The organism is Micromonospora musae (assembly GCF_003626635.1).
Taxonomy (GTDB): domain Bacteria; phylum Actinomycetota; class Actinomycetes; order Mycobacteriales; family Micromonosporaceae; genus Micromonospora; species Micromonospora musae.
Map to the genome: position 1 here is coordinate 1 of NZ_RAZT01000011.1, position 23,333 is coordinate 23,333.

General features: G+C 71.4%; 19 protein-coding genes, 1 tRNA gene and 1 riboswitch. Of the genes, 8 read left to right on the forward strand and 12 right to left on the reverse strand.

The genetic code is table 11. The features are described 5' to 3' along the window. Positions 1 to 216: 216 nt before the first annotated feature. Positions 217 to 290, reverse strand: a tRNA-Gly gene (locus tag D7044_RS21605). Positions 291 to 482: 192 nt separating this feature from the next. Here D7044_RS21605 and D7044_RS21610 point away from each other — a divergent pair. Then, positions 483 to 1,463 (forward strand): zinc metalloprotease, encoded by a 981-nt coding sequence (locus D7044_RS21610; protein WP_120690050.1) that lies wholly within the window; start codon positions 483 to 485, stop codon positions 1,461 to 1,463. A gap of 73 nt (positions 1,464 to 1,536) precedes the next feature. On the opposite strand, the gene D7044_RS21615 is transcribed toward D7044_RS21610, so the two are convergent. Then, positions 1,537 to 2,100, reverse strand: coding sequence for a pyridoxamine 5'-phosphate oxidase family protein (locus D7044_RS21615; protein ID WP_120690051.1), 564 nt, complete (start codon positions 2,098 to 2,100; stop codon positions 1,537 to 1,539). Positions 2,101 to 2,199: 99 nt separating this feature from the next. Here D7044_RS21615 and dcd point away from each other — a divergent pair, with 99 nt between their 5' ends. After that, entirely contained in the window at positions 2,200 to 2,778 is a 579-nt protein-coding gene (gene dcd / locus D7044_RS21620) for a dCTP deaminase (protein WP_120683622.1), read from the forward strand. A 92-nt stretch (positions 2,779 to 2,870) separates the two neighbouring features. Here the strand turns inward: dcd and D7044_RS21625 are convergent, their stop codons facing one another. Further along, positions 2,871 to 3,911, reverse strand: coding sequence for a C40 family peptidase (locus tag D7044_RS21625; protein WP_120690052.1), 1,041 nt, complete (start codon positions 3,909 to 3,911; stop codon positions 2,871 to 2,873). Between the two features lie 12 nt (positions 3,912 to 3,923). Continuing rightward, positions 3,924 to 4,061: riboswitch (cyclic di-AMP (ydaO/yuaA leader) on the reverse strand. Positions 4,062 to 4,300: 239 nt separating this feature from the next. On the opposite strand from D7044_RS21625, the gene D7044_RS21630 reads away from it, so the two are divergent. After that, positions 4,301 to 6,316, forward strand: a complete 2,016-nt coding sequence (locus D7044_RS21630) for an N-acetylmuramoyl-L-alanine amidase (RefSeq protein ID WP_120690053.1) — start codon at positions 4,301 to 4,303, stop codon at positions 6,314 to 6,316. A 95-nt stretch (positions 6,317 to 6,411) separates the two neighbouring features. On the opposite strand, the gene D7044_RS21635 is transcribed toward D7044_RS21630, so the two are convergent. Continuing rightward, positions 6,412 to 7,425, reverse strand: coding sequence for a C40 family peptidase (locus tag D7044_RS21635; protein WP_233565081.1), 1,014 nt, complete (start codon positions 7,423 to 7,425; stop codon positions 6,412 to 6,414). Between the two features lie 197 nt (positions 7,426 to 7,622). On the opposite strand from D7044_RS21635, the gene D7044_RS21640 reads away from it, so the two are divergent. Beyond that, positions 7,623 to 8,300, forward strand: coding sequence for a GOLPH3/VPS74 family protein (locus tag D7044_RS21640; RefSeq protein ID WP_120690054.1), 678 nt, complete (start codon positions 7,623 to 7,625; stop codon positions 8,298 to 8,300). 66 nt (positions 8,301 to 8,366) lie between these two features. Here the strand turns inward: D7044_RS21640 and D7044_RS21645 are convergent, their stop codons facing one another. Both D7044_RS21645 and D7044_RS21650 read right to left on the reverse strand, forming a co-directional pair. Continuing rightward, entirely contained in the window at positions 8,367 to 10,568 is a 2,202-nt protein-coding gene (locus D7044_RS21645; protein ID WP_120690055.1) for a (Fe-S)-binding protein, read from the reverse strand. A 295-nt stretch (positions 10,569 to 10,863) separates the two neighbouring features. Continuing rightward, complete coding sequence (locus tag D7044_RS21650) at positions 10,864 to 11,127, reverse strand: cell division protein CrgA (RefSeq protein WP_120683613.1); 264 nt, start codon at positions 11,125 to 11,127, stop codon at positions 10,864 to 10,866. A 218-nt stretch (positions 11,128 to 11,345) separates the two neighbouring features. Here D7044_RS21650 and D7044_RS21655 point away from each other — a divergent pair, with 218 nt between their 5' ends. The 4 genes from D7044_RS21655 to D7044_RS21670 are packed head-to-tail and all read left to right on the forward strand — an operon-like array spanning position 11,346 to position 14,836. Beyond that, positions 11,346 to 12,152: a DUF881 domain-containing protein gene (locus tag D7044_RS21655; protein WP_120683611.1), complete on the forward strand. Its 807-nt coding sequence runs from the start codon at positions 11,346 to 11,348 to the stop codon at positions 12,150 to 12,152. A 22-nt stretch (positions 12,153 to 12,174) separates the two neighbouring features. After that, positions 12,175 to 13,890 (forward strand): class E sortase, encoded by a 1,716-nt coding sequence (locus tag D7044_RS21660; RefSeq protein WP_233565082.1) that lies wholly within the window; start codon positions 12,175 to 12,177, stop codon positions 13,888 to 13,890. A 6-nt stretch (positions 13,891 to 13,896) separates the two neighbouring features. After that, positions 13,897 to 14,181, forward strand: coding sequence for a hypothetical protein (locus D7044_RS21665; protein ID WP_120683609.1), 285 nt, complete (start codon positions 13,897 to 13,899; stop codon positions 14,179 to 14,181). A gap of 4 nt (positions 14,182 to 14,185) precedes the next feature. After that, positions 14,186 to 14,836, forward strand: a complete 651-nt coding sequence (locus D7044_RS21670) for an aminodeoxychorismate/anthranilate synthase component II (RefSeq protein ID WP_120690056.1) — start codon at positions 14,186 to 14,188, stop codon at positions 14,834 to 14,836. Between the two features lie 260 nt (positions 14,837 to 15,096). Here D7044_RS21670 and pknB read toward each other — a convergent pair whose 3' ends face one another. Genes pknB through D7044_RS21700 form a run of 6 tightly spaced genes read right to left on the reverse strand, consistent with a single transcriptional unit; the run spans position 15,097 to position 23,333 of the window. Further along, complete coding sequence (pknB, locus tag D7044_RS21675; protein ID WP_120690057.1) at positions 15,097 to 16,911, reverse strand: Stk1 family PASTA domain-containing Ser/Thr kinase; 1,815 nt, start codon at positions 16,909 to 16,911, stop codon at positions 15,097 to 15,099. Next, positions 16,908 to 18,320, reverse strand: a complete 1,413-nt coding sequence (locus tag D7044_RS21680; protein ID WP_120690058.1) for a serine/threonine-protein kinase — start codon at positions 18,318 to 18,320, stop codon at positions 16,908 to 16,910. Before D7044_RS21680 ends, pknB begins: the two co-directional genes overlap by 4 nt. Before the next feature lies 1 nt (position 18,321). Further along, on the reverse strand, positions 18,322 to 19,830 hold the full coding sequence (locus tag D7044_RS21685) for a peptidoglycan D,D-transpeptidase FtsI family protein (RefSeq protein ID WP_120683600.1): 1,509 nt from the start codon (positions 19,828 to 19,830) through the stop codon (positions 18,322 to 18,324). Next, on the reverse strand, positions 19,827 to 21,317 hold the full coding sequence (locus D7044_RS21690; RefSeq protein WP_120683598.1) for an FtsW/RodA/SpoVE family cell cycle protein: 1,491 nt from the start codon (positions 21,315 to 21,317) through the stop codon (positions 19,827 to 19,829). The genes D7044_RS21685 and D7044_RS21690 overlap by 4 nt, the downstream gene beginning before the upstream one ends. Before the next feature lie 28 nt (positions 21,318 to 21,345). Next, entirely contained in the window at positions 21,346 to 22,851 is a 1,506-nt protein-coding gene (locus tag D7044_RS21695; protein ID WP_120690059.1) for a PP2C family protein-serine/threonine phosphatase, read from the reverse strand. Then, positions 22,848 to 23,333, reverse strand: coding sequence for an FHA domain-containing protein FhaB/FipA (locus tag D7044_RS21700; protein WP_120683594.1), 486 nt, complete (start codon positions 23,331 to 23,333; stop codon positions 22,848 to 22,850). The genes D7044_RS21695 and D7044_RS21700 overlap by 4 nt, the downstream gene beginning before the upstream one ends.

The window sequence follows — 23,333 nt, forward strand, 5'->3', positions numbered from 1 at the left end:
CTTCAACCGGCTCAAGCAGTGCCGCAGCGTCGCGACCCGCTACGACAAGACCGCGACGTCGTACCAGGCCACGGTAACCATCGCCGCGCTACTGCAGTGGTTGTGAACCTTTGAAGACACCGCCTAGTGGCCCGCAGACGGCCCGCCGGGCGCATCTGGCCTCAGCAGCATCGAAGGCCCTGGCTGGGACTCGCGTCCCGACCAGGGCCTTTCGGTTGGAGCGGGTGACGGGAATCGAACCCGCACTGTCAGCTTGGGAAGCTGATGTTCTGCCATTGAACTACACCCGCAAGCGGCACCACTGTACCCGAGTCGCCAACCTCCCGCATCCAGGTACCCCTCGGCGCACCGGTCCGCCAGATACTTTCACCACGGCAATATATAGGTGTTCTCAAGTCCCTCGATGGCTTGTAGCGTCTGCCTCACGTTCTCAGCCACGGCGTGACACACCTCCCGTCGCGCCGCCAGAAAGAGGTGGGCCCATGGGACTCCGTCCCAACCTGCTGACCCGGCGTGCCGCCGGCGTCGCCTCCACGACCCTCGCGCTGCTGCTCAGCACGGCAGCGGTCGGCGTCGCTCCGGCCGCTTCGGCCTTCTCCGCCGCCCCTGGAGGCACCTGCGTCGAGCCGGCCGACGCGCACGCCGACGCCCGCGTCAAGGCCGGCGGCGCCGCGAAGCACGAACCGAACGAGCTGACCGCCGCGCAGATCAAGGAGCGGGAGGCCGACCTGGCCGCCGCGCTGCGTGAGCGCGCCAGCCGGCGTACGGGTGCGGTCGCACCGCTCGCCACCGTCACGATCCCGGTGGTCGTGCACGTGATTCAGGAGAACAGCACGCGGGCCGGCGGCAACATCCCGGACTCGATGATCCAGAACCAGATCACCGTGCTCAACCAGGCGTACAGCGGCGCGACCGGCGGGGCGGTCACGGCCTTCGCCTTCCAGCTCAGCAAGATCAACCGGGTGGTCAACCCGTCGTGGTACCCGATCCTCGAAGGCTCCTCGGCCGAGCGCTCGATGAAGTCGTCGCTGCGTGAGGGCGGCAAGAACACCTTGAACCTCTACCTGGGCGACGTGACCCCCGGCCTGCTCGGTTGGGCGACCTTCCCGCAGCGGCGGCTCAGCAGCACCGATGGCGTGGTCGTGCTCAACGAGTCGCTGCCGGGCGGCACCGAGCCCAACTACAACCAGGGCGACACCGGCACCCACGAGGTCGGCCACTGGCTGAACCTCTACCACACCTTCCAGGGCGGCTGCTCCGCCTCGGGCGACAGCGTCGCGGACACGCCGGCCGAGGCCTCGCCGGCGTACGAGTGCCCGACCGGTCGGAACACCTGCAGCGCGGCCGGCCTGGACCCGATCACGAACTTCATGGACTACACCTACGACTCGTGCATGTACCAGTTCACTCCTGGGCAGGCGAGCCGCATGTTGACCGCGTGGAACGCCTACCGCGCGGCCTGACGTCGACGCGTACGACCGGTGCCGGCCCCGTCGCCACGGGGCCGGCACCGGTGTTTCGCCCCCCAGGACGCGGTCAGGCCGCCGAGCGCTGGACGTCGCGGCGCCCGCGGCGGCCGGGTCGGGTCTGCGGCACGACGGGGGTGGGGCCGATCCGCCGATCGTTGGCGTGCGGGTCGAGCCAGACCTGCACCGCCGGACGGCCGTGCCCCTCGCCCGGCCCGCCCGCGCTGCCGGAGTCACGCCGGGAGAGCATCGCCACGTCGACGGTGAACTCGAAGAGCCGCCAGTCGACCTGCGGCGCGGCCCCGGCCCGGGCCGCGAGCCGGGCCACGCGGGCCTGGTCGGTGACCGGCCGGGCCTGCCCCGCCACGTAGGCCTCGTCGTCGCTCTCCTCCGGCGGGAAGGAGTGCAGCGCGTAGCGCCCGTCCCGCTCCAGGTCACGCCGCTTCGGCGAGTCGATGATGAAGCAGAAGAGCCCCTCGTCGGTGATCACCGGCGACACCGGGTGCACCCGGGGCCCGCCGTCGGCACGGACCGTGGCCAGGTAGCCGAAGCCCGGACCGTACTGCTGCATGAGAACGCGGATCCCGTCGGCGAGCCGGGGCTCGTCAGCGGCGAATTCGGACCAGGAAGCCATGCGGGCATTCTATCGAACAAATGTTCTAGAGGCGACGCGACGCGCTGGTCACGGGCACCGGATTCGAGCTGTCCGAACGTGCCTCGCTATGGTGGTCCGATGCTGCTCTCCGACCGCGACCTGGTCTCCGAGATCAAGGCCGGCTCGCTCGGGCTGGAGCCGTTCGAGCCCACCCTGGTGCAACCGTCGAGCATCGACGTACGTCTCGACCGGCTCTTCCGGGTCTTCAACAACCACCTCTACACCCACATCGATCCGGCACAGCAGCAGGACGACCTGACGTCGGTGGTCGAGGTCCCCGACGGGGAGCCGTTCGTGCTGCACCCGGGCGAGTTCGTGCTCGCCTCGACGCTCGAGGTCATCTCACTGGGCGAGCAGCTCGCCGGCCGGCTGGAGGGCAAGTCGAGCCTGGGCCGCCTCGGTCTGCTGACCCACTCCACCGCCGGCTTCATCGATCCGGGGTTCTCCGGCCACGTGACCCTGGAGCTGTCGAACGTGGCGAACCTTCCGATCACGCTCTGGCCGGGCATGAAGATCGGCCAGCTCTGCATCTTCCGGCTCTCGTCGCCCGCCGAGCACCCGTACGGTTCGGCCGTCTACGGCTCGCGCTACCAGGGGCAGCGCGGCCCGACCCCGAGCCGGGCCTGGCAGAACTGGCGTACCTGGCCCACCCGCTGACCGACCGACCGGCCGACCAGGCTGCTCGTTCACGGAAAGAGTGGTCATTCGCGCGCGGATGACCACTCTTTCCGTGAACGTGCGCGGACGCGTCAGCCGGGACGGCCGAAGCTGTGGATCGGGCCGTCGTCGACCTTCTTCATCTTGACCGGCACTCCGGCCTGGGAGGCGTGCACCACCCATCCGCCGCCGACGTACATGCCGACGTGGTGCAGGTCGCTGTAGTAGAAGACGAGGTCGCCGGGGCGGAGGTCGGCCCGGCTCACCGTCTTCGTCGCCCGGCGCTGCTGCGCGGCGTTGTGCGGCAGCGACACCCCGGCCTTGGCCCAGGCCGCGAGCATGAGCCCCGAGCAGTCGTACGAGTCGGGGCCGTCGGCCCCCCAGACGTAGGGCTTGCCGATCTGGGCGCAGGCGAACTTCACCGCCACCCCGGCCGCGCCACCCGGATAGGTGGCCGGGCACGGGGCCGGCCGCAGCGAGCCACCGCCACCGTTGCCGTACACCTTGATGCGCAGCTTCTGCAGCCGCTCGATCTCGGTGTTGATCTGCTTCTTCTTCGCCGCCAGTTGGGCCTCGGTACGGGTCAGCTCGGTGACCAGCTCGTCCAGCGGCGCCTTCTGCCGGGCCAGCTGGTCGCGCAATTCGACGACCTGGGCGACGTCCTGCTGCTGGTTGTGGGCGAACCGGTCGAGCAGCTCCAACTGCCCGACGACGTCACCCGGCGACTGGCTGCCGAGCAGCGCGTTGACGGTCGAGAGGTTCTCGCCCTTGTACGCCCGTACCGCGAGCACGCCGACCTTGTTCATGGCCTGGTCGATCCGGAGCTGCAGTGGCTTGATCCGGGCGGCGAGCGCATCGGCCTGCCGACGCTTGGCGGTGAGTTCCTGACGGGTCGCGTTGTGCCGCTCGATGACGGGTTCGAGCTTGTTCCAGTCCTGGTCGATCTGGCGCTCGATCTCGGCGACCGACGGGTCCGCGTGGGCCGCGGTGGCGCCGCCGCCGAGGACGACGCCGATGCCGACGAGGGCGGCGAGGACGGTGGTGAAGCGGGACCAGCGTGGACGCGGCGCACCCGTCGTCAGGCCGGCTGTCGCCGGCCGTCCGGACGGAGGCCGCGGGGCATGGTGGGCCACCGGGCTCCGTACTCCTTCTTCCCTGACCGCCTACCGGGTTAGCTGACGGGTTCGGGCGGGAAGGTCAGCGCCCTACCGCAGTGGCTGCGGATTCACCCCGGGAACCTGGGTCCCCGGCTCGCTCGGGGAGCGACTCGGCGGTGTCGGACCGTTACCGCCCTGGTTGGACGGACCTGTTGCCGGCCGACGATTGACCAGACTAGAGACCCTCGTTACCGATCCGCAACCCTTCGGGCGGTGACACTCCGTGCATGGAGCGGCGGAACGCACTCTCCGTGCGAATCTCGAAGATTTTTTTCCTATGCGATGGGCAGATCGAAAGGTATTGACCGAGGCGGGCCGGCGGAGCGAAGGTGACCAATACCTGACCCGTCCTTACTGGGGGCTCGATGCATCGATCAACCATCTCCAGGAGCAGGCGCGCCCTGCTCACCGCCGCGGTGGTCAGCGCCACCGCGGCCGTGCCACTGACCGGCGTCCCGGCCAACGCCGCCCCGGCCGGCGACCGCCAGCAGCAGTACGTCGCCGCGGCGACGGCGTACGGGGTGCCGGAGAGCGTCCTGCTCGGCGTCTCGTACCTGGAATCCAGGTGGGACACCCACGCCGGCACGCCCAGCACGAGCGGCGGCTACGGCCCGCTGCACCTCACCGACGCAGCTCACGTCGCGAACCTGCCCGCCGCTTCGCACGTCGACGAGGGCGAGGACCCGCGCGGTGACACGTCCCGGCCGTTGACCCTCGGTGCGCCGAAGAAGTCCGCAGCCGACGCACCCGCACCCGCGGCGCTACGGACCCTCCAGGCCGCTGCGGCGCTCACCGGGGCCGACGCCGAGGCACTCCGCACCGACCCCGCCACCAACATCCGGGGCGGCGCGGCCCTGCTCGCCTCGCACCAGGAACAGCTGGGCGGCCCGGTGGGCGCGGCGACCGACCCGGGAGCCTGGTACGCGGCGGTGGCCCGCTACTCCGGCGCGGAGACCGAGGAGACGGCGACCGCCTTCGCCGACGAGGTGTACGACCAGATCCGACTCGGCGCGAGCCGACGCACCGACGACGGGCACCAGGTCACCCTCCGCGCACGGAAGGTGACCACGGAGACCGGCGCGCTGCATCGGCTCGGGCTGCGCGAGCCGCAGGGGCGCGCAGGAGTCGAGTGCCCGGCGCGGCTCGGCTGCGAGTGGATCCCCGCGCCGTACGAGCAGTACGGCCCGACCGTCGGCGACTACGGCAACCACGACCTGGGTGACCGGCCGGCGCAGCAGAAGATCGAGTACATCGTCATCCACGACACCGAGGGGTACTACCAGCCCAGCGTCGGCCTCGTGCAGCAGGCGGACTACCTGGGCTGGCACTACACGCTGCGCTCGGTGGACGGCCACGTGGCCCAGCACGTGAAGGCCGAGGACGTCGGCTGGCAGGCCGGCAACTGGTACGTCAACGCGAAGTCGATAGGCATCGAGCACGAGGGCTTCGCCGGCCACGGCACCTGGTACACCGAGGCGATGTACCGCGCCTCGGCCAAGCTGGTCCGGTACCTGGCGCTCAGGTTCGGCATCCCACTGGACCGGCAGCACATCATCGGGCACGACAACGTGCCCGGGACGGTGGCCTCGACGGTGGCCGGCATGCACTGGGACCCGGGCCCGTACTGGGACTGGTCGCACTACTTCGACCTGCTGAAGGCGCCGTTCCGGACCACCGGCACCAAGCGGACCGGCCTGGTCACCATCGACCCGGACTTCGCCGCCAACCGGCCGGCGTTCGTCGGCTGCAACCGGCAGCCGCCGGGCGTGCCGAACCCGCCGCCGCCCGCCGAGCCCTGCCCGCTGCGCGGCTCGTCCGCGGTCGTCCTGCACAGCGCGCCGAGCCAGGACGCCCCGCTCGTCAACGACCTGGGTCTGCGTCCGGACGGCTCGCCGAACACCATGTACATCTCCGACCACGGCGCCCGGGCCTCCGCCGGCCAGACGTACGCGGTGGCCGAGGTGCGCGGTGACTGGACGGCGATCTGGTACCTCGGGCAGAAGGCGTGGTTCCACAACCCCGCCTCGGCCCCCACCGCCAGGTGGGCCACCGGTTTCGTGGTGACCCCGAAGCCGGGGAAGGCGACGATTCCGGTCTACGGCCGGGCCTACCCGGAGCAGGACGCGTACCCGGCCGGGGTGGCGTACCAGACGATCTCCCCGTTGCAGTACACGCTCGCCGCCGGTCAGCGGTACGCCGTCGGCGACGTGCTGCCGAGCGAGTACTACAAGGCCACCACCTTCGACGGCTCGTCCCCGGGCGACTGGACGGTGATCCGGGGCGACCTGCGGTACGTGCAGATCCAGTTCGGGCACCGCATCATGTACGTCAACCTCGACGACGTGCTGCTGCTCCCGTCCCTGGTGGGCGCGCCCCGCTGACGATCGCGGGCAGCGCGGGTGAGCGTGCCGAGAGACACGAGGGCCCCCGGTCTTCTCGACCGGGGGCCCTCGACGTTCGCGACGTTCGGGGTGGATCAGCCGGGTCGTCGGAAGCCGGCGACCGGCATGTAGTTGATGCTCGTCACCTGGACCGGTTTACCGGCCCGTGGCGCGTGGACCATCTGGTCGTTGCCGAGGTAGAGCCCGACGTGGTGCAGGTCGCTGAAGAAGAAGACCAGGTCACCCGGGCGGGCCTCGGAGCGCGGAATGGCCTTGCCCTCGTTCCACTGCGCGCCCGTGAAGTGCGTGAGGCTGATCCCGGCGGCCTTGTACGCGTACTGGGTCAGGCCGGAGCAGTCGAACGAGTTCGGGCCGGTGGCACCCCAGACGTACGGGTCGCCGACCTGCTTGCAGGCCGTCTGGATCGCGGTGCGCGCCGCCTCGCTGACCACGCCCTTGATGGTGGGGCAGTTCTCCGGCATGACGACCGACTTCGGCAGCAGCTTCTCCAGCCGCTTGATCTCGCCGTCGATCTTCTTCTTCTTGGCGGCGAGCTCGTTCTGCTGCTTCGTCTGGGTGGTGATGAGCGTGTCGAGCTTCTGCTTCTCCGCGTCGTACTTGGCGCGGATCTTCAGGATGCCCTCGACCTGCTTGTGCTCCTGGCGGGCCAGCCGGTCGAGGATGGTGAGCTGCTCGGTGAGCGTGTCCGGCTTGGCGCTGACCAGCAGGGCGCCGAGGTCCTGCGACGGACCGCTGATGTAGTAACGGGAGGCGAGGTCACCGACCCGGGTCATCGCCAGCTCGGTCTGGAGACTGAGCGGCTCGATCTTCTTCTCCAGCTCGGTCGACTTCTTCTGGTTGACCTTCAGCTGCGCCCGCACCTTGTTGTACTGCTCGATCGTGGGTTCCAGCTGCTCCCACTGCTTGTCGATCTGCGCCTCGATCTCCTCGACCGTGGGCGCGGCGTGGGCCGGCGCGGCGAGCAGGCCGGCGCCGACGGCCGCGGCAGCGACCAGTGTGAGCAGGCGGTGGGCAGCCCGACGCAGGCCACCCGGACGAGCGGAACGTCCCGGTGCGTGACGATGGAGGGGCATGGTTGCCACCGGCACCGACTCCTTTGTAACCGACCGCCAGGCGCCTCGCAGAGGGGAAGGAGGCGAGGGCAGACGTCCACAGCGGTCGGTGCCCCACGATAGGGAAGCGCCGGAGCGGAATCAAGGCGAGGCCGCGCGTCGTCACTCCGGCGGAATGCGCCGCCTACCAAGGGTGCCGGTCTCCGGTGGCGGAGCGCGGCTAGCGTCGGGCCATGCCGCAACTCACCCTCGCCCACGAACTTGCCCTGCTCGGCTACGACGACGCGGGCGTCAACCGCCTCGGCGCGCCGCATCTCGGCTACGGTCTCGCGGGTGCGCTGCTGCTCGAACTCGCCCTCGCCGAGCGGGTGACGGTCGTCGACGGCCGGCTCGCAGCCACCAGTGCGGAGCCGCTCGGCGTGCCGCTCCTGGACGACGCGCTCGCCCGGATCGTCGCTCACGGCAAGCGTCGCCGGCCGCGGGACTGGATCATGCCGCTCGCCAAGGGGCTGCCGGACCGGGTGCTGGACGGGCTCGTCGACGCCGGGGTGCTGCGCCGGGAGTCGGACCGGGTGCTCTGGGTCTTCCCGCGTACCCGCTACCCCTCGCCGACCGGCGCGGAGCCGGCGGCGGAGACGCACGCACGTCAGCGGATGCTCGCGGCGGTGGCCGGGGAGGGCCCGGTCGAGCCACGAACGGCGGCTCTGATCAGCCTGACCCAGGCCGTCGGCCTGCACCGCAAGCTCTTCGGCGAACTGCCGAAGCCGCAGGTAAAGCGACGTCTGGCGGAGATCTCCGAGGCCGACTGGGCGTCGGCGGCGACGAAACGGGCGATCGCCGACACGCAGGCCGCAGTGTTGGCGGCCACCACCGCCAGCACCGCCGCGATCATGGTGAGCACGACCTCCTGAGCGCACCGGCGCGCGGCGGTGGCGGGTGGCCGCCGCCGCGGGGCCGCTCTCCTGCGGGCGTACGCCTCAGCCGGCGACCGGCTCGGCCTCCTTGTCACCCTGGGCCTGCTCGGGCTTGACCGAGCGGAGCAGCACGCTCGCCACGTCGATCACCTCGACCTGCTCGCCGGCGCCCTTGCCGTTCACCCCGTCGCTGAGCATGGTCGAGCAGAACGGGCAGCCGACCGCCACCGTCTTGGCGCCGGTGGCCATGGCCTCCTCGACGCGCTCGACGTTGATCCGCTTGCCGATCTTCTCCTCCATCCACATCCGGGCGCCGCCGGCGCCGCAGCAGAAGGAGCGCTCGCTGTTGCGCGGCATCTCGGTGATCTCGGCGTCACCCAGGGCGCTGCCCAGCACCTCGCGCGGCGCGGCGAAGACCCGGTTGTGCCGGCCCAGGTAGCAGGGGTCGTGGTAGGTGACGCCGCCGTCGACGGGCTGGACGGGGGTGAGCTTGCCGGTGGCCACCAGGTGGGCCAGCAGTTGGGTGTGGTGTACGACCTCGAACTCACCGCCGAGCTGGTCGTACTCGTTGCCGAGGGTGTTGAAGCAGTGCGGGCAGGTGGCGACGATCTTGCGCTTGCTCTTCTCCCGGCCCTCGAACGCCTCGTTGAGCGTCTCGACGTTCTGCTGGGCGAGCATCTGGAAGACGAACTCGTTGCCGATCCGGCGGGCCGGGTCGCCCGAGCAGGTCTCCCCCTCACCGAGGATGGCGAAGGAGACGCCGGCCTCGTTGAGCAGCGTGGCGACGGCCCGGGTGGTCTTCTTCGCCCGGTCCTCGAACGCGCCGGCGCAGCCGACCCAGAAGAGGTACTCGAAGTCGTCGACCTCGCCGACCCGGGGCACCTCGAAGTCGAGCCCCTTGGTCCAGTCCTCGCGGGTGCTCTGCGGGGCGCCCCACGGGTTCCCCTTGTTCTCCAGGTTGCGGAGCATGACGCCGGCCTCGGACGGGAAGTTCGACTCGATGAGCACCTGGTAGCGGCGCATGTCGACGATGTGGTCCACGTGCTCGATGTCGACCGGGCACTGCTCGACGCAGGCGCCACAGGTGGTGCAGGACCAGAGCACGTCCGGGTCGATGACACCACCGGACTCGGCGGTGCCGATCAGCGGCTTGTCGGCCTCGGCGAGCGCCAGTACGTCGACGTGGGCGAGCTGCGCGGCGGTGGCCTTCTCCTCGCCGGTCAGGTCCTTGCCGCCGCCGGCCAGCAGGTAGGGCGCCTTGGCGTACGCGTGGTCCCGCAGGCTCAGCACGAGCAGCTTCGGTGACAGCGGCTTGCCGGTGTTCCAGGCGGGGCACTGCGACTGGCAGCGGCCGCACTCGGTGCAGGTGCTGAAGTCGAGCAGCCCCTTCCAGGTGAACTGCTCCACCTGGGCGACGCCGAACTGGTCCTTCTCCGGGTCGGCCTCCTCGAAGTCCAGCGGCTTCCCGTTGCTGGTCATCGGGCGCAGGGCGCCGAGGCCGGAGCCCGCCGCCTTCGCCGGCTCACGCTTGAAGAAGATGTTGAAGAAGGCCAGGAAGCGGTGCCAGGCCACGCCCATGGTGACGTTCAGCGAGATCACGATGAGCCAGGTCATCGAAATGACGATCTTGATGAGGGCCGCGACGCTGACGCCGGACTCCCAGGCCGGGAGGGCGTTGCCGAGCGCGTGGCTGACCGGGGTGGCCCAGACCGGGTACTCGAAGTGGTCGGTGGAGACCTTGAAGCCCCGGATCACGAAGCCGAAGATCAGGACCAGCAGCACGACCCACTCGACGAAGTAGCCCTGCCACATGGTCGAGCCGGTGAACCGGGAGCGTCCGCCCGGTCGGCTGGGCCGGTTGCGCAGCCGGATCGCCATCAGCACCAGGATGCCGAGCAGGCCCAGCACCCCGATGATCTCGGTGGCCAGGCCGAAGACCGTCCAGTGCCCGATGATCGGCAGCTCTCCGGTGGAGCTGACCACCTCGAAGTACGCCTCGAGCACCAGCAGCGACAGCACGATGAACCCGACCATCACGAACCAGTGCGCGGCGCCCACCACGCTCCACTTGAGCATCCGGGTGTGGCCGGCGGTCTCGACCAGCATCGTCCTCGTGCGGGCGCCCTTGTCGGCGAGGCGCTCGGGGGCGGGTTGACCCAGCCGGATGACGGCCACCATCTTCAGGACCGCGCGTACCGCCAGCCCCACCGCCACCGCGGTGATGGCGGCCGCGAGAACCGTGGCGACGATCTGGACGCTGCCCATCGAGTTGGCCTCCCGGTCTGCTGCCTGTCGAGCGACTCGGCGACCGGGCCGACTCGGGCCGCGAGCGACGCGCCGCCGCTGCCCTGCCCTCGACCGGACCGGTCCATGACCGCGCTCCACCCGGTCATTCAGTGCAGCCTACGCGCAAGGTTACCCATCAGTAACGTGAGTCATCTCGCACCCGGGCCGCGCCGCCCTGCGCACACCATAGGGGCCCCCGCCCGAAACCGCCGGGCGGGGGCAACGTCGAGTGAGATGGATCGACCCTGGCGGCGGCCGAGGCCGCCGCTCGGGATCAACGCCAGCGCGAGAGCAGGATCAGCGAGGCGACCATCGCGCCGAAGCCCACCGCGAGGTTCCAGTAACCCCACGACATGACCGGATACGCCTGCTCGGAGAGGTAGTAGACCACCAGCCAGCCGATGCCGACGACGATCAGCGCGACCGCGGCGATCGGCAGCCAGGCCGGGCTAGGCTTGCGCGTCGCCGCCGTCGCCGTCGGGCGTACGTCCGTCGGCGGGGTGTACACCTTCTTCTTGCGGACCTGAGACTTGGGCACGACGCTCTCCAGAGGGGGTTATTGCGACCTCGTCCGGCCTGACAACCGGGCGCGGGGGCGACGGTCCATGGCCAATAATGTTCGACAGCTAGCGTAGTCCGGAAGGCCCGTCCAATCCACGAATGGGGTCAGGCCGGTGCGAGGAGTGACCGGAAAAGGCGAAAGTATTCGGATCCTCGCCCCGGTCGCGACGTGAGGACGACGGGAAGGAACGCTCGGTGGAGTACACATCCGGCGCTGCCTCCTGGCAGAAGGTGCTCCGGCGCGTCGGCGCCGGGCTGCTGCCACGGCGCCCGCGGCAACGGCGACCGGGCTGGTCGGTCGGCGTACCGCTGATCGCCGCCGCGGCCGGGCTCCTCTTCACCACCACCGCGACCACCGCCGGCGGCACCGCCCTGCGCGAGGACCGACGCCCCCAGCTCACCCAGTTGATCGAGGAACGCCGGCAGCAGGTCGCCGCGAGCGAGCGCGAGGCGGCGACCTTGCGCCAGGACATCGAGGAGCGGACCACCGCGCTCGGTGAACAGGACGGCCCGATCCGGGGCCAGCAGGACCGCGCCGCCGACAGCCTGCAGCCGGCCGGCTTCACCGCACTGACCGGCGTCGGTGTCACGGTCGAGCTCAACGACGCGCCCCGCCGCAACGACCAGCGCCTGCCCGAGGGGGTGAGCAACGACGACCTGGTGGTCCACCAGGGCGACGTCCAGGCGGTGGTGAACGCGCTCTGGGCCGGCGGCGCGGAGGCCATGGCAATCATGAACGTCCGCGTACTCGCCACCAGCGCGGTACGCTGCGTCGGAAACACCCTGCTGCTACACGGCCGGGTGTATTCCCCACCATTCAAGATCGTAGCGATCGGCGATCCGACTTCCCTGCAGAAGGCTCTCGCCGAGTCCGAGGGAGTCCAGTTGTTCCGGGACGCGGTCGAGCACTACCAGCTCGGCTACCGGGAGGACGTCTCCACGGTCGCCGTGCCGGCGTTCGAGGACTCGACAGCGCTGCGCTCGGCGAAGGTGCTTCAGTGACCCGCGCGGCGAAGGTGCTCCAGTGAACGACGACGACCGGCCCGACGGGCGGCATCGCGGCCAGGCCGACGAGCCGACGGCGTTCCTGCCCAAGGTCGACCGCTCCGAGCCGGGCGCCGGCCGCTCCCGGGGCGCCTGGCCCGACCCCGTGCCGCCGACCCGCGCACCGGCCACGCCGCCGGCGGGCGCGGATGACGCCGTCCCACGCCTGGCCGGGCCGCCGGGCCCGACCCGCCGCCCCTGGACGAACCCGCCCCCCGCCTCCGGCGACGCCCACCCGGGACGCCCAGACTGGTCCTCCCCGGAGACCGGCCGACCCCCTGCCCGGCCCGTCGCGCACCCCGACGCCCCGCCACCGTGGCCCGGTGCCACCCGACCGGCGTCTCCCGCCGGCGCGGGAGGCGGCTTCGCGGCCCCCGGCGGATCGCCGACCCACCCGAGCGCCGGAGGCGACGCCCCGGGCCGGCCGGCCGAGTACGCCCGGCCGACCACCGCCGACCCCTCCGTGCGACCGGCCGCCCCCGGCGGCCACCCGGGTCAACCGCCCACCGGCGGATCCGCACCCCGGGCGGCCGCCTCGAACTGGCCCCCGCACACCCAACCCGGTGCCGGCGAGCCCGCACGCGCGCAGCCGCGGCCCGCGGCCCCGCCCGACGCCGCGCCGGGCGGTCCTCCCGCCCCGGCGTCGTCGGGCACCCGGCCGCCGAGCGGCGGACACCCGCCGAACAACGCTGGGGACAGCCCGACCGCGCTCATCCCCACCGTCGCTCCGCGGGGCGAACGGGCCTCCGGTCGGCCGAACGCCGCGGGCACGCCCGCCGCCGACCCGGCGGCGACCGCACTCATCCCGGCCGTCTCCGGCGCCACGGCGCGGCCTCCGGCGATCGACTCGACCGCGTTGATGGGCGCGGTACCGAAGACGTCGGAGACCGACGACCCGGCGGAGACCGGGCCCACCGAGCCGCCCCGTCCCCGCCGAGGCGAGCGGGTCGTCAAGCTACGCCCGGAGCAGACGGGCAAGGGCTACAAGAGCGTCTACTCGGAGCTGACCCGGCCGTCCTTCGGCTCCCGGCTGCGTGGCGGTCTCCGGGTCACCGGCGAGGTCCTGATGACCTTCGGCCTGGTCGTGCTCCTCTTCGCCGGGTACGAGGTCTGGGGCAAGTCCGCGATCGTGGACGCCCACCAGAACGATCTCAGCCAGCAGCTCGCACAGGCGTGGGGGCCGACCGGGGACCCGACGATCTCCGCTCCCGCCGCCCCGTCGGTCAAGCCCTCCCCACCCGTACGGGGCAAGCCCATCGCGGGCCTCTACATCCCGAAGCTCGAGAAGAACTGGGTCGTCGTCGAGGGCGTGACCCAGGCCGACATCCGGTACGCCCCGGGCCACTACCCGGAGAGCGCCCTGCCGGGCCAGGTCGGCAACTTCTCCGTCGCCGGGCACCGCAACCGCGCCACGTTCTGGCGCCTCGACGAGCTGCGCGACGGCGACTCGATCGTGGTCGAGAGCAAGACCGACTGGTACGTCTACAAGGTCTCCAAGACCCGGATAGTCAAGCCCACCCAGGTGGAGGTGGTGGCGGCGGTCCCGGGCGAGCCCGATAAGAAACCGACCAAACGGATGCTCACCCTCACCACCTGCAACCCGAAGTTCGACAACTACCAGCGGTTGATCGTCCACGCCGAGCTGGACCGGACGCAGCCGAAGTCGGACGGTCGCCCGACGGAGCTGGGGGGCTGACGGGCGATGTACTCGTGGATCTGGCGCAAGCTCCCGTTCGGCCTGGTCGGCAAGCTGACCGGATCCGTGCTGCTCACCGCCGCGACGGTGGCCCTGCTCTGGTACGTGGTCTTCCCGTGGGCCGAGCCCCTGCTGCCCTTCGACGACGTGCAGGTCACCCAGGACTCCGAGGTGCCCGGTGCGCCGCCCGGCGAGGTGATCCCCGGTGACGACGCCCCAGCCGGCGACGAGCACGACCTGCCGTACGACACCGAGCGGAACAACACCCCGCCCGCCTCCCCGAACCGGTGACACCATGCGCGTCCTTGTGATCGACAACTACGACTCGTTCGTCTTCAACCTGGTGCAGTACCTCGGCCAGCTCGGGGTGGAGTGCGAGGTACGCCGAAACGACGAGATCGACGTCGCCGAAGTGGGGAAGATCGGCGCGGCCGGCATCCTCCTCTCGCCCGGGCCGGGCAGCCCCGACCGCGCCGGCATCTGCCTGGACGTCATCCGGGAGTACGCCGGCGAGCTGCCCATCTTCGGCGTCTGCCTCGGTCACCAGGCGATCGGTGAGGCGTTCGGCGCGACCGTCGCCCGCGCGCCCGAGCTACTGCACGGCAAGACCTCCGAGGTGCGACACCAGTCGGTGGGCGTACTCGCCGGCCTGCCGGACCCGTTCACCGCGACCCGCTACCACTCGCTCGCGGTGCTGCCCGAGACGCTGCCGGACGAGCTGGAGGCCACCGGCTGGACGGGCTCGGGGGTGGTGATGGCGATGCGTCACCGCAGCCTCCCCATCGAGGGCGTGCAGTTCCACCCGGAGTCGGTCCTCACCGAGGGCGGGCACCTGATGCTCGCCAACTGGCTCGCCGGCTGCGGTCACCCCGAGGCGCTGGAGCGGGCACCGGCGCTGGCCGCCGAGGTCGACGCGCGCCGCCGGGCCGCCTTCAGCGCCGCCTGACCCACTGGGCGTCCCCGGACGTCGAATGGCCGGCCGGGTGACCTGGCGTGGGCCGCGACTCCGACGACCTGCAGACGCCGGGCGAGGTCCGGCGCCGCCGGCCGCGAGGCCCGGTTCAGCGGAGCGGCCGATACCGGCGCGACGGCCGGCCGCTCCGGCGGACGCCATGATCGACTCAGGGTTTCCGGGGTGTCCGTGCAGGCGGACACCCCGGCTCATCTGGAAGTCGGGCCGGGCCACATCGGGCCGGCTGCCGGTGCTCAGTCGTTGCGGGGGAAGCCCGGCGGCAGGGGAGGCATCGGGAACCCGCCGCCACCACCGGTGCCCGGCGTGGTCGGCGTCACCGTCGGGGTGGGCGAGTTCGAGTCGCTCGGCGGTGCGTCCGGCGCGGGGACGGTCACGTAGATGGTGACCTCCCGGCCGCGCGGCAGGTTCGCGCCCGACTCGGGGCTCTGCCGCTCCACCCGGCCGGCCTGGTCCGCGGGCACCTCGCTCCCCTCGCGGACCCGGACGCCGTAGCCCGCGTCCTCGAGCTCCTCCCGCGCGTCGTCCTCGGTGGCGCCGATCACCCGGGGCACCTGGCCGACGTTGCCCTTGGAGACGGTGAGGGTGATCGCGGTCCCCTCGGCCACCTCCTTGCCGGCCTCGGGCGACATCTCGAGGACGGTGTTCTTCTCCCGCGAGCTGTCCTTCTCCTTCGGCGGGTCGTTGACCTTGAAGCCCAGGCTCTCGAGCTGCTGCTTCGCGCTGTCGAAGCTGGAGTTGACCACGTTCGGGATGGTCCGCGTGTTCGGCCCGGCGCAGACCTGGATGGTCACCGTCCGGTTCGGTTCGAGCTCGGTGTCCGGCGCCGGGTTCTGCGCGACCACCGTGCCCTTCTCACAGGTGGGGTTGTTCACCTGTTCGCCCGCCTGCGGGGCGAAGCCGGCGTTCTGGACCGCCTGGAACGCCTCCTGCTGGGTCATGCCGGTCAGCGACGGCACCCGCCGCAGGTCTTCCTCCTTGCCGTTCATGAGCAGCGCGGCGACGAGGGCGATCACCGCGAGCACGCCCACCGCCGAGAAGAGCGCGATCAGCCAGGATGAGGCCCGGCGGCGGCGCGGGTCACCGACCCGGGCCGGGATCTGCCGGGTCGGCGGGGCGGCCCCACCACCGGCCGGATAGCCGCCGGCGGCCGGGGCCATCGGCATGGTCTCCTGCTCGCGCATCACCGGCGTGGCCAGCACGGGCCGCCCGGCGGCGGCGCGCAGCAGATCGGCCCGCATCTCGGCGGCGCTCTGGTAGCGGTTCAGCGGATTCTTCGACAGCGCCTTCAACACGATCGCGTCGACCGCCGGATTCACGTCCGGGTTGATGTCGCTCGGCGTCGGCGGCGCCTCCCGGACGTGCTGGTACGCGACGCTCACCGGGCTGTCGCCGACGAACGGCGGGTGCCCGCAGAGCAGCTCGAAGAGCACGCAGCCCGCCGCGTAGACGTCGGAGCGGGCGTCGACCGCCTCGCCCCGGGCCTGCTCGGGAGAGAGGTACTGCGCCGTGCCGATCACCGCGCTGGTCTGCGTCATGGTGGTGGCGCCGCTGGCCAGGGCGCGGGCGATGCCGAAGTCCATCACCTTGACCTGGCCGGTCTGGGTGAGCATCACGTTTCCGGGCTTGATGTCCCGGTGGATGATGCCGTGCCGGTGGCTGAACTCCAGCGCCGCGCAGACGTCGGCGCAGATCTCCAGCGCCCGCCGCGGCTGGAGCCGCCCCTCGGCCGCCAGCACCTCCTTGAGGGTCCGCCCGTTGACGAACTCCATGACGATGAACGGCAACGTCTCGCCGGTCGGCGCGGTCTCCTCGCCGGTGTCGTAGACGGCCACGATCGCCGGGTGGTTGAGCGACGCCGCGTTCTGCGCCTCCCGCCGGAACCGCATCTGGAAGGTGGCGTCCCGGGCGAGGTCCGTGCGGAGCATCTTGATCGCGACGTCCCGACCGAGCCGGAGGTCGCGACCGCGGTGCACCTCGGCCATGCCGCCGTAGCCGAGCAGCTCGCCGACCTGGTACCTGCCACCGAGCAGGCGGGCCTGGGCTGTCATCGCGTCTGTCGTCCTTCGCTCGTCGTCGTCTCGCCGCTGGTCAATCGGAGCCGCTCGAACTGACGGTACGACCTCTGGGTCAGGTCGTCGCGTCCGTCGAACCGTAGCGCGCCGGAGGTCACGGTCTGCGGTGTGACCGGTGCGGACTGTGTTCCCTTGCGCAGCTTGTAGGAAATCACGCCCGAGCAGAGCAGGACCAGTACGGCGAGGAGCACGGCCACGAGCACCGTTCCCGGCCGGGACCGCCCCGGGGCGGGCGGCGGTGGTGTCGGACCGGCCTGCCCCACGTACCCGGACGGCGGGACCGGCGGCTGCGGCACCGAGGCGGCCCCACGCGGATAGCTCGCCGCCGCCATCGGCGGCCGGGGCTGCGCCACCGCCGGCGCGACCGCGGTGGGTCGCGGCGGCTGGGCCGGCGCGGCGGAGACGGGACGGGACGCCGCGGGCGACGTGGCGGCTGGCGGCCGGTGTGGGGACGTCATCGAGCGCGACTGCTGCGGGGGCGGCACCTGGGCCCGCCCGGGCGGCGCGGCCGGCGACGCCGGGACACCCGAGATCGGCCGGGACTGGGTGTTCGCCCGGGCCTGCTGGGAGAGTGCCGCCTTCAGTTGGCGGGCCACCCCGGCCAGCGCGGCGGCGCTCGGCCAGCGGGCCGCCGCGTCCTTGGCCAGGGCTCGCTCGACCAGCGACCGCACCTGCGGAGGAATGTCGGCCGGAAGTGGCCGGGGCGCCTCCTGCACGTGCTTCATCGCGATCTCGAGCGGGTTGTCCCCTTCGAACGGGCGGCGGCCGGCGAGGCACTGGTACGCGACCACCCCGAGGGCGTAGACGTCGGACGCGGGCGTCGCGACCTGGCCCATGGCCTGCTCGGGCGAGATGTACGAGGCCGTGCCGAGCACCGAGCCGGCCGCGGTGAGCTGCCCCACCAGGTCGGAGCGGGCGATGCCGAAGTCGGTGAGCACCAGCGTGCCGTTCGGCCGGACGAGCAGATTGCCCGGCTTCACGTCGCGGTGCACGATGCCCTTCTCGTGCGCGGCATGCAGCGCGTCGGCGGCCTGGGCGACGAGGGCCATCGTCCGGGCCGGGGTGAGTCGCCCGACCCGGCTCAGCGTCGCCGAGAGCGGATCGCCCTCGACGTACTCCATCACCAGGAAGGCGATCTGCTGGTCGTTGCCGAAGTCGTAGACGTCGACCACGCCGGGGTGGTTGATGGTGGCCATGGTGCGGGCCTCGCCGCGGAACCGTTCGGCGAAGCCCGGCTCGTCGAGCAGGGCAGGGAGCAGGCTCTTGACGGCAACCGTCCGGCCCAGCACCTGGTCGGTGCCGCGCCAGACGTCACCCATACCGCCGCTCGCGATCCGCTCGTCGAGGCGGTAACGGTTGCCGAGCTGGACCCCGGGGCTGAGCATGTCAGCGACTCCCGGGGTCGGAGATGACCGCCTGCATGATCTTGCCGGCAATCCGGGCGGCCTCGGCGCTGCCGCCCGGCCCGGCCTGCTCCAGTTCGACGCAGACGGCGGAGATCGGGGTGCCGTTCTTGTCCATGACGAAGCCGATGAACCAGCCGTGGTCGGGCCGGTCGGGCGCGGACTGGGCGGTGCCGGTCTTGCCGCCGACCGTGTAGCCGTTGATCCGCGCGTTGCGGCCGGTGCCGTTCTCGACCACGCTGACCATCATGTCCCGCAGGTCGCCGGCGACCTGGCCGCTGATCGGCTGTCGCAGCTCCCGAGGCTCCGCCGTGTAGTAGCTGGTGGTCCGGTCCGGGCCCAGCAGCTGCCGCACCAGGTACGGACGCATCTGCTTGCCGTCCTTGTTGGCGACGGCGGCGGCGATCATCGCGCCCTGCAGCGGGGTCATCCGCACGTTGTTCTGGCCGATGGAGGACTGGGCCAACGCGGCCGGGTCGGTGCCGCCGTCCGGATTCTGCATGTCCCCGGTGCGGCTCGCCGCCACCGGCAGCCCGCCCTCGCCGAGCTGGCCGACGGTGAGGTCCTCCTGCTCGAAGCCGAACTGCCGGGCCTTCTCCTTGAGCACGTCGGCGCCGAGGCGCACACCGAGCTGGGCGAAGCCGGTGTTGCACGACTCGGTGACCGCCTCCATCAGGGTGACCTGATCCCCGGGGCAGATGGACGCCGCCGCGTTGCGGATCGGCGTGCCCGAGGTCGGCGCGGTGTAGCTGGGACCGGCCGGGATCTTCGTCTCCTTGCCGACGCCGTCCTCCAGCGCCGCCGCGGCGACCACGATCTTGAAGGTGGAGCCGGGCGGCAGGACCTCCCCGAGTGCCCGGTTCTTCAGCGGGCCGTTCGGATCCTGCTCCAACTCGTTGTACGCGGCGGCGGCCTTCGTGCTGTCGTGGCTCGCCAGCGGATTCGGGTCGAAGCTGGGCATGGAGACCAGGGCCTGAATCGCACCGGTACGCGGGTCGATGGCGATCGCGGCGCCCCGCTTCACACCGATCGTGTTGTTCCGCAGCTGGTTGTACGCCGCATCCTGGGCCTTCTTGGAGAGGCTGAGCAGGACGTTGCCGCCGCCGGTCTGGTCGCCGGTGAAGAGGTCCTTGATCCGGTCGCCGATCAGCTGGTCGCTGGTGCCGGCCAGGAACTCGTCCTCGACCCGCTCGATGCCGGTCTCGGCCAGGTTGACCGGCTTGTAGCCGAGCGCGTGAGCGTACTCGGCGCCGGCCGGGTAGGTCCGCAGGAATCGCAGCTTCCCGCCGGTGTCCTTGCTGGTGGCCAGCGCCGTTCCGCCGGCTTCGATGTTGCCGCGCTTGCGCTCGTACTCGGCGACCTGAACCCGGCCGTTGTAGTCACTGTTGCGGTATTCGTCCGCCTTGTAGGCCTGAATCCAGTTCAGGTTCGCGAAGAGCAGACCGAAGAGGACTATGACGACGACACCGGCGCGGCGCAGGGGTGCGTTCACGGCCTGATCACCTCCGTGGGGGCACCGTGCAGCTGCTCCGGCGGGCCGCCCGACGGTCGCGCGGTCCCGCCCCCGCCGGTCACCGGCCGGTGCGCACCGTCGGAGACCCGGAGCAGCACCGCGATGAGCAGCCAGTTCGCCATCAACGACGAGCCACCGGCGGAGAGGAACGGGGTGGTCTGGCCGGTCAGCGGAATGAGCTTGCTGATCCCGCCCACGATCACGAAGACCTGCAGCCCGAGGGTGAACGCCAAGCCGCCGGCGACCAGCTTGCCGAACGAGTCACGGACCGCCAGCGCGGCGCGCAGGCCGCGCTCCACGATCAGCAGGTAGATGACCAGCAGCGCGGAGAGGCCGAAGAGGCCGATCTCCTCGCCGAGTCCGGCGAAGATGAAGTCGTTCTGCACCTCGGGTAGCAGGCCCGGCTGGCCACCGCCCGGCCCGGCGCCGAAGAGCCCGCCGGTGCCGAGCGCGAGCAACCCCTGCACCAGCTGGTAGCCGTCGTTGTGCGGATCGGCGAACGGGTCCAGCCAGATCTCCGCCCGCAGGTAGAAGTTGGCGAACGGCCCGCCCACGAGATCACCGAGGATGTACGCGAGGTAGGCGCCGCCGAAGAAGAGCACCAGGCCGATGATCAGCCAACTGACCCGCTCGGTGGCGATGTAGAGCGTCACCACGAACATGCCGAAGTAGAGCAGTGAGGTGCCGAGGTCCTTCTCGAAGACCAGGACCAGGAGGCTGATCAGCCAGACCACCACCACCGGGCCGAGGTCACGCCCGCGCGGGAAGTCGATGCCGAGGAATCGTCGGCTCGCCAGCGAGAGCACCTCGCGCTTGCGCACCAGGTAGTAGGCGAAGAAGACCAGCAGCGCCAGCTTGGCGAACTCGCCGGGCTGGATGGAGAAGGTGTCGCCGAACTTGATCCACAGCTTGGCGCCGTTGATCTCGGAGAACCGGCTGGGCAGCACCGCCGGGATCATCACCAGCACGATGCCGGCCAGCCCCAGGGTGTACGCGTAGCGGGAGACCGACCGGTGGTCGCGCAGGATGACGAGCAGCCCGGCCGCGAGGATCACCGAGACAAGGGTCCAGGCGAGCTGGCGGCCGCCCGTGCCGGCGAAGACGGCGAGGCCCTCCCGCTCGGCGGGAACGGCGTCACTCAGGTCGAGCCGGCGCAGGAAGCCCACGCCCAGCCCGTTGAGCAGCGCCACCGCCGGCAGCAGGGCCGGGTCGGCGAACGGGGCGAGGAACCGGATGACCAGGTGGAGGCCGAGGAACACGGCACCGAGCGCGGCAGCCGGGATCCAGAAGTCCGGGGTGACCGTGTCGAGCATGGTCGCCTCGACGGTCGCCCCGTACGCGGCTACCAGCACCATGGCCAGCAGCAGCAGGGAGAGCTCGGCGTTGCGCCGGGACCGGGCCAGGCGTACGCCGGGCTGCTCGCCCGTGGTGGCGGGCGAGGCTGCCGGTGTGGCCGCTGCGGTCACGGAAGGGTCCTCGGGGTCGGGCCGACGCTCACTCGGGCGACCGGCAGCCGGCCGGGTCGAGCGCCGGCGGAGCCGAGTCGGAGGGTGGCGCGTCGGGCGTGCTGGTCGGCTCGGTGCCGACCACGCTGCCGCTCGGGCTGGGGCTGTTCGAGACCTGGCCGACGCGGCTGCTGGCCGTCGGCGCGCCGACGGCGGCGCTGCCGCTCGGCGTGGGCGTCGTCGCGACGGTGCTCGGCGACGGACTCGACGAGGTCGACGGGGTCGACGGGGTCGACGGGGTCGACGAGGCGACCGGCGTGGACGGGCTCGGGCAGACCGGCTTGAGGTTCGGGTTGGTCGGGTCCTCGCTGGTCAGCTCGGCCAGCCGACGCTCGGCGTCCGGCTCGCTCTTGGCGGGGATGCCCTGCTTGACCTGCTCCTGTGCGGCCAGGGTCAGGTCGTCGAGCTGTGCGGGGCTGGTGGAGTGCACGGTGGAGAGATCCAGGCCGGCGATCTGGCCCTGGATCCCACGGAAGACTGCGACCTGGCCCTCCTCCGTGGCCCCGACGTAGTACTGCTGCTGGGTGTAGCTCCAGCCGGCGAAGAGGCCACCGCCGAGGATCACCAGCAGGGCGATCCCCATTGCGGCCGCGCGTACCGGCCGGTGCCGGCGCCGCTCGGGCTCGTCCTCGTCGGGAGTCGGCTCCTCGGGCGCCGGTGAGCGCGGCGCCGAGAGCGCCGAAGCCCGGGCGGCCGGGGTGGAGATGTCCGCCGAGGTCGCCATGCCCCGATCCCGGGCGGCGGCGCCGCCCACGATCGGTGTCGCCTCGACGATGTCCTGGTCGGTCGCGTCAGCGATGATCACCGTGATGTTGTCCGGGCCACCACCGCGGAGCGCGAGCTGGACGAGCCGCTCGACGCACTGCTGCGGGTCGGTGTACTCACGCATGGTCTCGCCGATGGTGTCCGCGCTGACCACACCGGAGAGCCCGTCGCTGCAGATCAGGTAGCGGTCACCGGGAAGCACCTGGCGCACTGAGTATTCCGGGTCGATGTCCCGGCCGTCGAGCGCACGGGTCAGCAGCGACCGCTGCGGGTGGCTGCTCGCCTCCTCGGCGCTGATCCGGCCCTCGTCGACGAGCATCTGGACGTAGGTGTCGTCCTTGGTGATCTGCGCGAACTCGCCGTTGCGCAGCAGGTACGCACGGGAGTCGCCGATGTGCACCATGCCGAGCTTGCTGCCGGAGAAGAGCGTCGCGGTGAGTGTGGTGCCCATCCCCTCCAGTTGGGGATTGGCGTCCACGGTGTCGCGGAGTTGTTGGTTGGCGGTGCCGACGGCTGATCGCAGCGCGTCGACGAGAGCGTCCCCGGGGACGTCCTCGTCGAGCGGCGCCATGGCACCGATGACGATGTTGCTGGCGACGTCACCGGCGGCCATGCCGCCCATGCCGTCGGCAACGGCGAGTAGCCGCGGTCCGGCGTAGACGGAATCCTGGTTGCCGTCTCGGATCAGACCGCGGTCGCTGTGGGCCGCGTAGCGCAGGGTCAGAGTCATGGCCGTAATTCGAGGGAAGTGCGGCCGATCCGGATCGGCACGCCGAGGGGGACGGGGGTCGGTCCGGTGACCTTAGCGCGATCCAGATAGGTGCCGTTAGTCGAACCGAGGTCCTCTACGAACCACTGCCCGTCACGTGGCACGAGTCGGGCGTGTCGCGCCGACGCGTAGTCGTCGGTGATGACGAGGGTGGAGTCCTCCGCACGACCGATGGTGATCTGCGCCTCACCGAGCGTGATTCGAGTGCCGGCCAGCTGACCGGCGGTCACCACCAGCTGGTGCGCTGCCCGACCCCGCTTCACCTTGGCCGGCTTCGCCGCCTGACCCGCCACGGCGCCCAACGTCCGGGGCGCGGCGACCAGCCGGCCCGAGCGGGCACCCGCGAAGAGGTCGCGGCGGATGACGCCGACCACCGTGAAGACGAAGATCCACAGCAGGATCAGGAACCCGAACCGGGCGACGGTGATGACGAGTTCCGGCAA

What these genes read in the sequence shown, in the direction of transcription:
- D7044_RS21645 (WP_120690055.1), bottom strand. Translation starts at nt 10,568, where the DNA reads ATGGGCAGCGTCCAGATCGTCGCCACGGTTCTCGCGGCCGCCATCACC.
- D7044_RS21630 (WP_120690053.1), top strand. Translation starts at nt 4,301, where the DNA reads ATGCATCGATCAACCATCTCCAGGAGCAGGCGCGCCCTGCTCACCGCC.
- D7044_RS21695 (WP_120690059.1), bottom strand. Translation starts at nt 22,851, where the DNA reads ATGACTCTGACCCTGCGCTACGCGGCCCACAGCGACCGCGGTCTGATC.
- D7044_RS21610 (WP_120690050.1), top strand. Translation starts at nt 483, where the DNA reads ATGGGACTCCGTCCCAACCTGCTGACCCGGCGTGCCGCCGGCGTCGCC.
- D7044_RS21665 (WP_120683609.1), top strand. Translation starts at nt 13,897, where the DNA reads ATGTACTCGTGGATCTGGCGCAAGCTCCCGTTCGGCCTGGTCGGCAAG.
- D7044_RS21615 (WP_120690051.1), bottom strand. Translation starts at nt 2,100, where the DNA reads ATGGCTTCCTGGTCCGAATTCGCCGCTGACGAGCCCCGGCTCGCCGAC.
- pknB (WP_120690057.1), bottom strand. Translation starts at nt 16,911, where the DNA reads ATGACAGCCCAGGCCCGCCTGCTCGGTGGCAGGTACCAGGTCGGCGAG.
- dcd (WP_120683622.1), top strand. Translation starts at nt 2,200, where the DNA reads ATGCTGCTCTCCGACCGCGACCTGGTCTCCGAGATCAAGGCCGGCTCG.
- D7044_RS21640 (WP_120690054.1), top strand. Translation starts at nt 7,623, where the DNA reads ATGCCGCAACTCACCCTCGCCCACGAACTTGCCCTGCTCGGCTACGAC.
- D7044_RS21670 (WP_120690056.1), top strand. Translation starts at nt 14,186, where the DNA reads ATGCGCGTCCTTGTGATCGACAACTACGACTCGTTCGTCTTCAACCTG.
- D7044_RS21680 (WP_120690058.1), bottom strand. Translation starts at nt 18,320, where the DNA reads ATGCTCAGCCCCGGGGTCCAGCTCGGCAACCGTTACCGCCTCGACGAG.